General features: G+C 51.0%; 14 protein-coding genes and 1 riboswitch. Of the genes, 12 read left to right on the plus strand and 2 right to left on the minus strand.

What is annotated here, in order from left to right; translation table 11 throughout:
* The 9 genes from miaA (at position 1) to Q3F21_RS12130 (ending at position 9,310) form a co-directional block, all read left to right on the plus strand.
* Positions 1 to 954 (plus strand): tRNA (adenosine(37)-N6)-dimethylallyltransferase MiaA, encoded by a 954-nt coding sequence (miaA, locus tag Q3F21_RS12090; protein ID WP_425341248.1) that lies wholly within the window; start codon positions 1 to 3, stop codon positions 952 to 954.
* Positions 955 to 984: 30 nt separating this feature from the next.
* Positions 985 to 1,227: an RNA chaperone Hfq gene (hfq, locus tag Q3F21_RS12095; protein WP_003385747.1), complete on the plus strand. Its 243-nt coding sequence runs from the start codon at positions 985 to 987 to the stop codon at positions 1,225 to 1,227.
* A 148-nt stretch (positions 1,228 to 1,375) separates the two neighbouring features.
* Positions 1,376 to 2,176 carry a DUF4184 family protein gene (locus tag Q3F21_RS12100; RefSeq protein ID WP_340252832.1) on the plus strand — a complete coding sequence of 267 codons (801 nt, stop codon included), beginning with the start codon at positions 1,376 to 1,378 and terminating at the stop codon, positions 2,174 to 2,176.
* 138 nt (positions 2,177 to 2,314) lie between these two features.
* Entirely contained in the window at positions 2,315 to 3,271 is a 957-nt protein-coding gene (locus Q3F21_RS12105) for an AAA family ATPase (RefSeq protein WP_340252834.1), read from the plus strand.
* A 13-nt stretch (positions 3,272 to 3,284) separates the two neighbouring features.
* On the plus strand, positions 3,285 to 4,613 hold the full coding sequence (gene hflX / locus Q3F21_RS12110; protein WP_425341249.1) for a GTPase HflX: 1,329 nt from the start codon (positions 3,285 to 3,287) through the stop codon (positions 4,611 to 4,613).
* Between the two features lie 7 nt (positions 4,614 to 4,620).
* Positions 4,621 to 5,901: an aminotransferase class I/II-fold pyridoxal phosphate-dependent enzyme gene (locus Q3F21_RS12115; protein WP_340252838.1), complete on the plus strand. Its 1,281-nt coding sequence runs from the start codon at positions 4,621 to 4,623 to the stop codon at positions 5,899 to 5,901.
* Positions 5,902 to 6,060: 159 nt separating this feature from the next.
* Positions 6,061 to 6,471: a MerR family transcriptional regulator gene (locus Q3F21_RS12120; protein WP_340252840.1), complete on the plus strand. Its 411-nt coding sequence runs from the start codon at positions 6,061 to 6,063 to the stop codon at positions 6,469 to 6,471.
* Between the two features lie 31 nt (positions 6,472 to 6,502).
* Positions 6,503 to 7,837 carry a type I glutamate--ammonia ligase gene (gene glnA / locus Q3F21_RS12125; RefSeq protein WP_340252842.1) on the plus strand — a complete coding sequence of 445 codons (1,335 nt, stop codon included), beginning with the start codon at positions 6,503 to 6,505 and terminating at the stop codon, positions 7,835 to 7,837.
* A gap of 104 nt (positions 7,838 to 7,941) precedes the next feature.
* Positions 7,942 to 8,113: riboswitch (M-box (ykoK) riboswitch) on the plus strand.
* 264 nt (positions 8,114 to 8,377) lie between these two features.
* Entirely contained in the window at positions 8,378 to 9,310 is a 933-nt protein-coding gene (locus Q3F21_RS12130) for a magnesium transporter CorA family protein (RefSeq protein ID WP_340252844.1), read from the plus strand.
* A 110-nt stretch (positions 9,311 to 9,420) separates the two neighbouring features.
* On the opposite strand, the gene Q3F21_RS12135 is transcribed toward Q3F21_RS12130, so the two are convergent.
* Positions 9,421 to 10,017 (minus strand): DUF4269 domain-containing protein, encoded by a 597-nt coding sequence (locus tag Q3F21_RS12135; RefSeq protein ID WP_340252846.1) that lies wholly within the window; start codon positions 10,015 to 10,017, stop codon positions 9,421 to 9,423.
* A gap of 230 nt (positions 10,018 to 10,247) precedes the next feature.
* On the opposite strand from Q3F21_RS12135, the gene Q3F21_RS12140 reads away from it, so the two are divergent.
* The gene (locus Q3F21_RS12140; RefSeq protein ID WP_340252848.1) at positions 10,248 to 10,733 is read left to right on the plus strand and encodes a DUF456 domain-containing protein; all 486 of its coding nucleotides are present in this window, start codon (positions 10,248 to 10,250) and stop codon (positions 10,731 to 10,733) included.
* A 183-nt stretch (positions 10,734 to 10,916) separates the two neighbouring features.
* Here the strand turns inward: Q3F21_RS12140 and lexA are convergent, their stop codons facing one another.
* The gene (gene lexA / locus Q3F21_RS12145; protein ID WP_340252850.1) at positions 10,917 to 11,540 is read right to left on the minus strand and encodes a transcriptional repressor LexA; all 624 of its coding nucleotides are present in this window, start codon (positions 11,538 to 11,540) and stop codon (positions 10,917 to 10,919) included.
* 159 nt (positions 11,541 to 11,699) lie between these two features.
* Here lexA and yneA point away from each other — a divergent pair, with 159 nt between their 5' ends.
* Together yneA and Q3F21_RS12155 are read left to right on the plus strand one after the other, a co-directional pair.
* On the plus strand, positions 11,700 to 12,059 hold the full coding sequence (gene yneA / locus Q3F21_RS12150; protein WP_340252852.1) for a cell division suppressor protein YneA: 360 nt from the start codon (positions 11,700 to 11,702) through the stop codon (positions 12,057 to 12,059).
* 80 nt (positions 12,060 to 12,139) lie between these two features.
* Positions 12,140 to 12,337: a DUF896 domain-containing protein gene (locus Q3F21_RS12155; RefSeq protein WP_340252854.1), complete on the plus strand. Its 198-nt coding sequence runs from the start codon at positions 12,140 to 12,142 to the stop codon at positions 12,335 to 12,337.
* Positions 12,338 to 12,369 lie beyond the last annotated feature (32 nt).

Consider the following 12,369-nt stretch of genomic DNA (forward strand, 5'->3'; position numbering starts at 1 on the left):
GTGCAAGAGAAAGAGAGACTCGTCGTCATCGTTGGCCCGACGGCAGTGGGCAAGACGGCTTTAAGTCTGGAGCTGGCTGAGCAGTTCCAAGGGGAGATCATTTCCGGCGACTCCATGCAGGTTTACCGCGGAATGGATATCGGCACGGCGAAAGCGTCTCCAGCCGAATTGGCGAGAGTTCCGCATCATTTGATCGACATGATTGATCCGGATGAAGAGTATTCAGTAGCCCGCTTCCAGGAGTCGGCTACCCGATTGATTTCCGAGATCAACGGGCGCGGACATCTTCCCTTTATCGTGGGAGGAACCGGGCTCTACATAGAGTCAGTGACCCATCGCTTTCAGTTTGCCGAAGCCCAGCAGGATTTTGAATTGAGGAGCCGTCTGCAACGGCTGGCTGAGCTTGAGGGCGTGGAAGAGCTGCATCGGCGTTTGGCCGATGTGGATCCGCTGACAGCGCAAAGACTGCATCCCAACGATGTAAAGCGGGTCATACGGGCCCTGGAAATTTATCAACTGACGGGTACGCGGATGTCCGACTTTCAGCACCGGGCAGAGTATTCGCCGTACGACATCTTCATGATCGGCCTTACGATGGACCGGCAAAAGCTGTATGAACGTATCAATCAGCGTGTAGACAAGATGATCGAAGACGGCTTGGTGGAAGAAGTGAGACGTCTCCTTGATCTCGGCTACGGTTCGGCATTGACCTCCATGCAGGGGCTTGGGTACAAAGAGCTGATTCCTTATTTATACGGAGAAATCACGCTGGAGAAAGCCGTGAACGACATCAAGCAACGCACGAGACATTTTGCCAAAAGACAGCTTTCCTGGTTCCGGCGGATGTCGGCGATCGAGTGGTTTGACCTCACAAACCCCGATGACTACCCGAAGATCGTCCAAACAATCAAACAGATAATGGCAGGAAAGTTTCCTCAATTGCCGAATATATAACATACAAGTCCTTTTAGGGGGTAATGACCAATGAAACAGACGATCAACATTCAAGATACGTTCCTGAACCACTTGCGGAAAGAAAACATTGCGGTCACCATCTACCTGGTAAACGGTTTTCAATTGCGCGGTTACATCAGAGCGTTTGACAATTTCACCATCGTGATCGACAGTGAAGGAAAGCAGCAGCTGGTCTATAAGCATGCCATCTCCACCTTCACGCCACAGCGTCCCGTGTCGCTCATGTCTCAGGACAACAATCAACAAGCATAAGCGTCACAACAACGAAGCCGGGATCTTAGCCATCCGGGCTTTTTTATCGTGTTGGCATGTTGGAAATGCTTTACCTTAGTAAAGATAGATTGCTTACATTTTCGAGAAAAGGTATACATAATATTTCTTATGTAAATGGGAGAGGGCAATGCCGTTTACGTTTGCACATCCGGCGATTGTATTGCCATTGCGGGGAGTTCGCCGGTTTTCTTTTCTTGCTCTGGTTTTTGGAAGCATGGCACCGGATTTCGAGTATTTCTTGCGGCTGCAGCCATACAGTTCTGTGAGTCATACATGGGCAGGGCTTTTTTTGTTTGACTTGCCGATGACGTTTTTGCTGGCTGTTTTGTTTCACGGGATCGTGAAAAGAGCCGTGATCGCTCATTTGCCCGCGCCTTTTGACCGAGGGCTGCTCCATTGGGCAGAGGCGCCGTGGGCCCTGACCTCGCTTCGTTCTTTCCTGGTTTTTTGCTACTCCGCTGTCCTGGGGAGTGTCACGCATATTGTCTGGGATTCCTTTACCCACGACGGAGCATTTATGGTCAGCCGGCTGCCGCTCTTGCAGCAAAATGCGGAGCTGGCCGGGTTGGCCATTCCTGTGTATAAATTCTTCCAGCACGGCAGTACCTTGATCGGATTGCTTTGTATTGGGATCGTGATCGCAAAAGAAACAAGGCACGGGTTACACGCGAACCATTTGGAGCGGAAAGCTGGCAGCAAGCCGGTGAAAGCCCAAGACAGAAGCCGCTCTTGCCGGGAAAAATGGTTCTTCTGGCTGTGTGTAGCCGGGTTTGGCGTGTTTGCCGCTGGCACGTACCTTTTTTCGATTGGCGGGCTGTTTCCCCATTTCCGTCCGCTTCGTGCTGTCGTTCCGTTTTTGTCTGGCTGCATGCTCGGACTGATTGTTGTGTCCTGGCTCTCCCGTTTGGGGCGGCCTCCAAGAAGATGAACCACGTTCGACGCTCGGAAAAGTATTGGCTGCTATCGAGAGAGCGGGAGCAGCGCGGAAAGATCGCCGTCAAAAAATGGGCAGGTTTTCCGGGCAGGTGAGTATACTAAGGTATGACCAAGAGGCAGGTGATGACTTGTGAAACCGTCGGGCAACCAACCCCCGGCTGATACGCTGGCTGAAAAGGCTCCCCACCGGATCCAGGTGGTGTTTCGCCAGCCGGAACGGGTCAAACTACCGGAAACACTGTCCGAGAAAGTACGAACGACTGCACCCGGCAATGTAGCCGCTGCATTCGATGAACTGGAAAAGCTGATCGGCTTGCAGGAAGCCAAAAAGCTGATGTACGAAATTCACGCGCTTCTGCGGCTCAACAAGGAGCGGGAAAAACATGGCCTCAAGCTGGAAAAGCAAGTGTATCATATGGTGTTCAAAGGCAATCCGGGAACGGGAAAGACAACGGTTGCCCGTATATTCGGCAAAATCTTCCGGGAAATGGGGATATTGAGCAAGGGGCATTTGATCGAAGTGGAGCGTGCCGACCTGGTCGGCGAGTTTATCGGGCACACGGCGCAAAAGACGAGAGAGCTTGTGAAAAAAGCAATGGGCGGCATTCTCTTTATCGATGAAGCGTATTCGCTTGCGCGGGGCGGAGAAAAGGATTTCGGCAAGGAGGCGATCGACTGTCTGACGAAGGCCCTCGAGGATTACAGCAACGATTTCATCTGTATTTTAGCCGGTTATACCGACGAGATGGATGCCTTCCTGGAGCTGAACCCCGGCTTGCCTTCGCGGTACCCGATTCAGCTTCAATTCGCCGATTATACCGTCGATGAGTTGATCAAGATTGCCGAAACAATGGTCGAGGGAAAAGAATACAGACTCTCGACAGGAGCCAAGGATAAGCTGAGGCTGCATTTGAGCCGCATTCGCCAGGATATGCTGGAAACGAATTTTAGCAACGCCCGGTACGTGCGGAATTCCATTGAGAAGGCCATTCGCAAGCAGGCAGTCCGCCTGATGACGGTGCCAGAGCCGACCAAGGACGACGTCATGACACTGAAGCCGGAGGATTTTGTCTGGACCGCTTCCTAGCGGCCAACGTAAAATGTGGTATGATAGGGGAAGGAAAGGACGTGATTCCTTGGAAGGCGGAATCAAGACGAAGGAAACAGCCATTTTAGTTGGCTGTTTTTTGGATAATCGCGACATCGAGCGCTCCCGATTGTCGATGGAGGAGCTTCACGAGCTGGCGAGAACGGCAGGGGTGGAGGTTTTGGATGTCATCACGCAAAATCGTGAGCGCATCGACAATGCCTGGTATTTGGGAAGCGGCAAAATACAGGAGATCGCACATCGCGCGGAAGAGCTGGATGTCGATGTCATCATTTTCAATGACGAGCTCTCCCCCAGCCAGACACGCAATCTCGACATCGCTTTCGACTGCAAGGTGATTGACCGGACGCAGTTGATTCTCGATATTTTTGCCGGGAGGGCGCACTCGCGGGAAGGGAAAATCCAGGTCGAGCTGGCTCAGTACAATTACTTGCTGCCGCGCCTTGCCGGTCAAGGCAAGCAGCTTTCCCGCCTCGGCGGCGGTATCGGTACGCGCGGTCCCGGTGAGACCAAGCTGGAAAGCGACCGTCGGCACATCAGACGGCGAATCAGCGAGCTGAAACAACAACTGTCGGAGCTGGTTCGCACCCGTCAACTGCATCGGGAGCGCCGCAAGAAGAACAAAGTGTTTCAAATCGCATTGGTCGGTTATACAAATGCAGGCAAATCTACGCTGCTAAACCAGCTGACTGCGGCTGAGACGCTCCAGGAAGACAAGCTGTTCGCGACGCTGGACCCGACCACCCGTCAGCTGACCCTGCCGAGCGGGCTTGAGGTGCTGTTGACCGATACGGTCGGATTCATTCAAGACTTGCCGACTTCCCTTGTCGCCGCTTTTCGCTCCACGCTGGAAGGCGTGAAAGAAGCGGACCTGATCCTGCACGTCGTTGACGGGCACCATCCCGACCTGGAGATTCATATGGAGGTCGTGTACCGCATTCTGCGGGAGCTGAAAGCGGACGACATCCCGCAGCTGGTTGTCTACAACAAAGCGGATTTGATTTTGGAAGGCGCCTATTTGCCGAAGGTGGAGGACTCCATTTTGATCTCGGCGCTTCGCGAAGAGGACCGCACCGAATTGTTGAAACGGATCGAAACATATGTCTACTCCTCATTTGACCGCTATGCCCTGGTCGTCCCGGCGGAGCGTGGCGATATTCTTTCGCTCCTGCACAGGGAGGGGGTAGAGATGGAACAGGAATTTGACGAAGCGGATTCCTCCTATCGGATTTCCGTCAAAGTGAACAGAGATCATCCCATCTACGGAAGGATTGCTCCTTTTCTCCTGGATAAACCAGAGACTGATGAAGAGAGTTGGTAAGTAGCACATGTTTTCCTTGTTTGCCCACGGGGAGCGCTTGCGCCCCATCGTACAGGAAGTAGAACAAATGATTGCAGGGCGGCATCAGGAAATCGCTGCCCTGGTCGACTATAATCAGCTGAAGGTACTGCGTTCCTTTCAAAAGCATGAAGTCAATGAGTTTCACTTCGCTCCCTCGACCGGCTACGGGTACGATGATTCCGGACGTGCGACGTTGGAGTCTATCTATGCCGACGTGTTTGGCGGAGAGGATGCTCTGGTACGTCCCCACATCATATCGGGTACGCATGCGATTGCCATTTCGCTGTTTGGCTTGCTGCGTCCCGGTGACGATTTGCTCTACATCACCGGCAAGCCGTACGATACGCTGGAGGAAGTGGTAGGCGTCCGAGGCGAAGGACAGGGCTCGCTTAAGGACTATGGCATCGGCTATCAGTATGTGCCGCTTGCTCCATCCGGCGAGATCGATTTTCCTGCCGTTGCCGCAGCGATCACCCCGAAAACAAAGGTGATCGGCATCCAGAGATCCCGCGGCTACGCAGACCGCCCCTCCTTTACCATTGCCAAAATTAAGGAGATGATCCAGTTTGTCAAGGAGATCAATCCCGAGCTGATCGTCTTCGTCGACAATTGCTACGGCGAATTTACAGAGGAATGGGAGCCCCTTCAGGTCGGGGCAGACATAATGGCTGGTTCGCTGATTAAGAACCCCGGCGGTGGCTTGGTCAAGACGGGCGGCTATATCGTCGGAAAGAAGGAATTGGTCAAGAGAGCTTCATACCGCATGGCGGCCCCTGGCATTGGGGCTGAGGGAGGGGCATCCCTGTATTCCCTGCTGGAGATGTTCCAAGGATTTTTCCTCGCGCCGCACGTTGTGGGCGAAGCGCTGAAGGGAGCGGTCTTTTCCTCGGCGCTGCTGGAGCGGCTCGGTTTTCGCACGAATCCGCTATGGAACGATCCCCGGACCGATTTGATCCAGTCTGTCGAGTTTGGGACTGCCGAGCGGTTGATCGCCTTTTGTCAGGGAATTCAAAAGGCAGCGCCGGTCGATTCGCACGTCACGCCTTATCCGAGTGAAATGCCCGGCTATGCAGACCCGGTTATTATGGCCGCGGGCACGTTTATTCAGGGGGCGAGCATCGAGTTTTCGGCGGACGGTCCGATCCGGCCTCCTTATCTCGGCTTTGTGCAGGGGGGACTTACCTACTCCCATGTAAAGGTAGGCATTCTGACGGCGCTTGACGGCCTTTTGGAAAAAGGGCTGCTCGATCTCCCCGCGAGAGACTAAACATCTCAATCCGGTAAATCCAATACAGCCTTATAAAGCGATAAGCACAAGAGCGGCTTATCGCTTTTTTGTGTGTAATCTTTTCTTACATCCGTTGACAGAGTTGCTTTTGAATCATACAATAGCAAGCAAGGAATGTTTTCAAAGGAGGGACAAGTCATGAGTGATGACCTTCGTCGAAACATGGCGCTGTTTCCCATTGGTATCGTCATGAAGCTGACTGACCTGACTGCGCGGCAGATTCGTTACTATGAGCAGAACGGACTGATTCAACCTGCACGTACAGAAGGAAAGCAGCGGCTTTTTTCTTTTAACGATGTCGACCGCTTGCTGGAAGTGAAGTCCCTGATTGAAAAAGGCCTCAACATCGCCGGAATCAAACAGGTGCTTCAGCTTCAAGATCCTGTCCCGGATCAGACGGAGATCACCGCCAGTTCAGAGGCCAAGCGCAAAGAGCTTACCGAGCAAGAGCTTCATCAGCTCCTCAAACAACAAATATTTTTCAGCAACGCCAATCGCCCTGGCGAACAAGCGTTGATACGTGGAGAGCTATCCCGCTTTTTCCACTGATACATGCATACGAATATAGGAGGAGAGAAACGTGAGCAAGTACACCAAAGAAGACATCTTTCGTTTGGCCAAAGAAGAGAATGTAAACTACATTCGCCTGCAGTTCACCGATTTGATGGGAATCATTAAAAACGTCGAGATTCCAGTCTCACAATTGCCCAAGGCCCTTGACAACAAGATGATGTTCGACGGCTCTTCCATTGAAGGCTTCGTCCGCATCGAGGAGTCCGACATGTATCTCGTACCGGATCTCGATACATGGGTCATTTTCCCTTGGGGCAATGAGCACGGCAATGTCGCGCGTCTGATCTGCGATATTTACAATCCGGACGGTACTCCATTCGAAGGGGACCCGCGCTACATCTTGAAGCGCGCGCTGAAAGAAGCCGAAGAGTTGGGCTACACCAACTTCAATGTGGGACCGGAGCCGGAATTTTTCCTGTTCAAAATGGATGAAAAAGGCGAACCGACATTGGATTTGAACGACCAAGGCGGATACTTTGATTTCGCGCCGCTCGACCTGGGCGAAAACTGCCGCCGCGACATTGTTTTAACGCTGGAAAGAATGGGCTTTGAAGTAGAAGCATCCCATCACGAAACCGCACCAGGCCAACACGAAGTCGACTTTAAATACGCAGACGCTGTCCAGGCTGCGGACCAGATTCTCACGTTTAAATTGGTGGTGAAAACGATCGCGCGCAAACACGGTTTGCACGCAACGTTCATGCCCAAGCCGATGTATGGTGTCGCCGGCTCCGGCATGCATACCCACCAGTCTCTCTTCATTGGGGAGAAAAACGCATTTTTTGACGACAAGGATGAGCTTGGTCTGAGCAAAACGGCGAAGCAATACTTGGCGGGAATCCTGAAGCACGCTCGCGGTTTTGCTGCCATCACCAATCCGCTGGTGAACTCTTACAAACGCCTTGTACCTGGCTATGAAGCGCCTTGCTACGTAGCGTGGTCGGCGAAAAACCGTTCTCCGCTTGTTCGGATTCCGGCGTCTCGCGGGCTGAGCACACGGATTGAGGTTCGCAACCCGGACCCTGCTGCCAACCCGTATCTGGCGCTTGCCGTCATGCTGAAAGCAGGTCTTGACGGGATCAAGAACAAGCTCGAGCTGCCGTCGGCGGTCGACCGCAACATCTACATCATGAACGAGGCAGAGCGCGAAGCCGCAGGAATCGCCAGCTTGCCGGCTACTTTGAAGGATGCGATTGAATGCCTGAAGGCCGATCCGGTCATCTGCGAAGCGCTTGGCGAACACGCCCTGATGCACTTCGTCGACGCGAAGGAAATCGAGTGGGATATGTTCCGCACCCGCGTAACCGAGTGGGAGCGCGAGCAGTACATGAATACGTATTAATGCCAAACCCCTTGCACGAACTGGTGCGAGGGGTTTTTTGGGGTTGACAAACATTGTGGTAGACGAATATACTGCCTAGGAATGAATGATTTTGCTTTCAATGGAACCATTCCCGTTAGGTGAGGCTCCATGACAAACATAGGCCACTGCCCGGAAATGTCGAAAGACACCAACGGGTAGAACAGGTACTGCCGGATTAAGGCTTTACTTAAGGTGGCTGAGCGTGCAGCATTGCTCTACGTTGTTATGTGCCAAAACTCAACAAGGGGAAGCAAATTGGAGTGCGCTTCGTCGTGCGTGAAACAGTTTTTTTCATGCATGTTTTTTGCAGCATCTCAAGCTTCCCTTCCGTAGGGAAGCTTTTTTTATTGGATGATTCAGGAGGTGAGCCGCTTTCAGTTCTCGATCTTGCAGTTTTCATAGAAAAAATTTGACTCAGAAAGGGCTCACCTTCTGCTCGCTTGATCATGTGCTTGCATGAGCAGCAAGGCATGAGCGTCTTTTGATTCCCGGTATTTCACGAAAGGAACGGTGATCAAGATGCTAACTATTTTTCGCAGTACAGAATTCGGAAAGCTGGTGCCATTGAATGAATTTGAAAAAGGCTGCTGGGTCAAGCTGAATCAGCCCACGCAGGAAGAGCTGCAGCGCGTTGAAACAGCTCTTGGCGTAAGGGAAGACTTTCTCCGGGATGCTCTTGACGAAGAGGAGCGTGCCCGCGTCGAAAAAGAAGAGGACAGCACCATGCTGATCGTCGAAATCCCCAGAATGAGTGCAGATCGTCAGGAGAAGATCAGCACGGTACCGCTTGGAATCTTTATAAACGATAACTGCTTCGTCACTGTCTGCATGGAAGAAACGCCTATTCTGACAGATTTCTGTGCGGGAAAGGTCAAGCACTTCCACACGCATATGAAGACGCGGTTTCTCCTGCAGATTCTCCATCGGATCGCGGATTACTATCTGTACTATCTAAAGCGGATAAACCATAAACGGGAGCGATTGGAGAACGAGCTCCACCAGTCGGTCAGAAACAAGGAGCTGCTCGCTATGCTGGAATTGGAAAAAAGCTTGGTGTATTTTACCACTTCCCTGACCAAGAATAACATCCTGCTGAAGAAGCTGATCAATGGAAATGCGCTCAGAATGTATGAAGAAGATCAGGAATTGCTTGAGGATGTGATCATCGAAACAAAACAGGCGATTGCGATGACAGAGGTGTACAGCTCCATCATGAGCTCCATGATGAGTGCTTTTGGGTCAGTCGTCTCCAACAACGTCAATCACGTGGTGAAACTATTGACGTCCATTACCATCGTATTGGCGCTGCCAACGATGATCTCCAGCATATACGGGATGAACGTGGAATTACCTTTGCAGGAGCATCCAAACGCATTTTCCCTTATCATGGTGATGTCAGCTGTTTCGGCGTTAGTAACGAGCTTGATCTTCTGGAAAAAGAGGTTTTTTTGAAAAGACCGCAAAAACGGAGCTTGAAATTGCTGCCGTTGTCAGTTTGACATACTTCGTGAGAAACAGGCATTGTCCGGAAATAGCGTAACATGAAAACACCTCGGGACAAGCTACTCGAGGTGTTTCCTCCGTTTATTGACCAATTGTCTCCATTCTTCCTCAGTCTTCATCTCTACATCCAGGAGAGACAGGTAAGGGTCTTTTCCCGGGAGCCTGAAGTAGTAGGCAAAAGCAGGTTCGGTTTTCATCCCGCGTTCCTTTAAGGCTCGTATGTCTTGCGCAGCTTGATGGCCGGCAAGCTCGAGAAGCTTTGCTTCGATGACCATATGTCTGTACGCGTTTTGACGCGTGACAGGGACAGGTTGAGCGAAAAGCTCCAACCAGAAATTTCGATGCAAAAAAGAAGTGATGCTGGTAGGCACTTGATGTACCTCGCTGCGAGCTTGTGCGAAATGGTCCAAATGCCCGTACTCTTCTTTAACAATTTGCTCGAACCGATCCAAATCCTCTGCAAAAAAAATCAAATCAAGGTCGCTCGTATCGACGTCAATATCGAGAGGAATTGTTCCTGCCAGGACAGGATGGTATGCTCCCAGCTTGGCAAAGATGCCCAAGCTGTCCAGTACATGAAATGCGTCCTTCTGGCGACGAGTGCCGAGTTGCAAGTATGAGAGGTCAAACCAATCTCGGTTCATGGCTGAATTCATTGCGATCTGACTATCCTTTCTTTCTGACGGATTGCTGTACCCGTCTTTTATTTGAATGGTTCTGAGGGAACAATGAATATTTAGTAATAAATACTCACTTGAAAACTATGGATCATTCGTTTCACTATTTATGGAAAGAGGAGCATGTCTTCATCGGCAAAAAAGCTGGTGGAAACGGAAACAAAAACCGCACTTTATCGTATACCCTATACAGAAGGGAGTGTCAATGGATGGAGATCTTGTTGTGGATTGTGATTGCCGCTTTGTTTATCCTCAGCATTGCGGGAATCTTTTTGCCGGTTATTCCTGATACGATTCTGTTATGGGGCGGATTTTTGCTCTATCACTTTTTTATAGCCGAACCGGGTGCCGGGCTGCCGGCCTCGTTCTGGTGGGGAATGGCGGTTTTAAGTATTCTCCTTTACGGAGCGGATTTACTGACCAATATGTACTTTGTCAAAAAGTACGGGGGGTCGAAAGCTTCATCGTGGGCAGCGGCGGTGGGCATTTTTCTCGGGGTCATTCTGTTTCCCCCGTTCGGCATGCTGATCATGCCGTTTGTGCTGGTCGTGCTGGTGGAAATGCTGCTCCAAAAACAGCCGTTTGAGCGGGCTGTCAAAGCCGGAGTGGGTTCTCTCATCGGTTTTTTGGGCAGCGCGGTCGTAAAGGTGGTTTTGCAGGTAGTGATGATCATTTGGTTCTTTGTGGCGATGTAGTGGTGTCAGACAGCTGCAAGTAAATCGTGAAAGTGACGAAAAAAAGGCGTCCGCGTAACAAGCGCGAACGCCTTTTTTGTACTGTCAGCCGGAAAGCTGAAAAACGTAGTACGGCTGATCGTCCAAGGTCAGCTGCGAGTCAGCCGAAGAGCAAGGCGCGGTCAAGGATTCCAATCATATGATCTAGTGAATCAAGCGGTAAACGCCAATCACTTTTCCCAGAATCGTCACAGAATCCAGAATAATCGGTTCCAATGTCGCGTTTTCGGGCTGCAGCCGGAAATGGTTCTTTTCTTTGAAGAACCGCTTTACGGTCGCCTCGTCTTCATCTGTCATGGCGACGACGATATCACCGTTGTTGGCGACGTTTTGCTGGCGAACGATCACATAGTCTCCATCCAGGATGCCAGCCTCAATCATGCTGTCACCGGACACGCGCAGCATGTACACCTTGTCCGATGTCACGATGCTGTCGGGAAGGGGGAAGTAATCCTCAACCTGTTCGACAGCTGTGATCGGCTGACCGGCAGTCACTTTTCCGATTACTGGCACGCGAACAACGGATACGTCAAAGTCATCCTGAAAGCGTTCTTCATCTGTCAGCAGCTCAATCGCGCGGGGTTTGGTAGGATCGCGCCGGATGAGTCCCTTTTTTTCCAATCTGGCCAGATGGCCGTGGACAGTTGAACTGGATGCAAGACCGACAGCTTCGCCGATTTCCCGTACGGATGGGGGATAACCCTTGTCCCTGACCTCTTTGCGGATAAAATCGATGATGGCTTGCTGTCTGTTGGATAGCTTGGACATAGACCACACCTCTATTTTCTCGAACATGTTTTCTATATTATACCATGGGATCCTGCGTTCGACAAACATAAGTTCGTTTTTTTTCTTGACATGAACACATGTTCGCATTTATGATGAAAACAAGAAGATAGAACGTATGTTTGCAGGGGGATGAAATTGATGAGTACGATGACAGTTTCTGATCGCTTCGCGAAAAAAGAGGTTCGAGGCGTTCGTTTTGGAGTTACGCGGGGACAGGCGATTCTGTTCTTTGCAGCTTTCACTCTCTTTTTTTACACTTTGACAGAACTAGTGTTCGCATCCGATAATCATTCTACACAACAACAGATTGAGACAAGCCAACCAGTAATAGAAATAACGGTGCAGCCGGGAGACAGCTTGTGGAACCTGGCGATCGCCTACAAAACCGATCCGAAAAAGGATGTACGCGACATGGTATATGCGATCCGGGAATTGAACAAGCTGGAGAGTGCCATCATTTATCCGGGACAAACCATTCTGATCCCTGTCGGTAATTGAAAAGGTGCAGCTTTTTCTTGCTTCATCGCCGCGATGTGATATAATGGAGCGGCATTCATTGAAAGCGAGGGGAAACGGCTTTGGTATCAGACGCAGAAATCAAACGGATTAACGAGTTGGCCAAAAAATCTCGTGAAGCCGGATTGACTGAAGAGGAGAAGCAGGAACAGAAAGCGCTGCGGCAAAAGTACATCGATGCTGTGAAAACGTCGCTTCGCTCCAATCTTGAATCGATCCGGTATGTGGAAGACCTCGAGGACAACAACCCCAAACATTAAACGCGCCATTTGACATAAAAACAAGACATCCA

The organism is Brevibacillus borstelensis (assembly GCF_037834415.1).
Lineage (GTDB): Bacteria > Bacillota > Bacilli > Brevibacillales > Brevibacillaceae > Brevibacillus > Brevibacillus borstelensis_A.

Excerpts from the sequence above, each read along its gene's own strand:
- yneA (WP_340252852.1), top strand. The coding sequence starts at position 11,700 with ATGAGTACGATGACAGTTTCTGATCGCTTCGCGAAAAAAGAGGTTCGA.
- Q3F21_RS12130 (WP_340252844.1), top strand. The coding sequence starts at position 8,378 with ATGCTAACTATTTTTCGCAGTACAGAATTCGGAAAGCTGGTGCCATTG.
- Q3F21_RS12100 (WP_340252832.1), top strand. The coding sequence starts at position 1,376 with ATGCCGTTTACGTTTGCACATCCGGCGATTGTATTGCCATTGCGGGGA.
- lexA (WP_340252850.1), bottom strand. The coding sequence starts at position 11,540 with ATGTCCAAGCTATCCAACAGACAGCAAGCCATCATCGATTTTATCCGC.
- Q3F21_RS12140 (WP_340252848.1), top strand. The coding sequence starts at position 10,248 with ATGGAGATCTTGTTGTGGATTGTGATTGCCGCTTTGTTTATCCTCAGC.
- Q3F21_RS12135 (WP_340252846.1), bottom strand. The coding sequence starts at position 10,017 with ATGAATTCAGCCATGAACCGAGATTGGTTTGACCTCTCATACTTGCAA.
- hfq (WP_003385747.1), top strand. The coding sequence starts at position 985 with ATGAAACAGACGATCAACATTCAAGATACGTTCCTGAACCACTTGCGG.
- Q3F21_RS12120 (WP_340252840.1), top strand. The coding sequence starts at position 6,061 with ATGAGTGATGACCTTCGTCGAAACATGGCGCTGTTTCCCATTGGTATC.
- Q3F21_RS12115 (WP_340252838.1), top strand. The coding sequence starts at position 4,621 with ATGTTTTCCTTGTTTGCCCACGGGGAGCGCTTGCGCCCCATCGTACAG.
- hflX (WP_425341249.1), top strand. The coding sequence starts at position 3,285 with ATGTGGTATGATAGGGGAAGGAAAGGACGTGATTCCTTGGAAGGCGGA.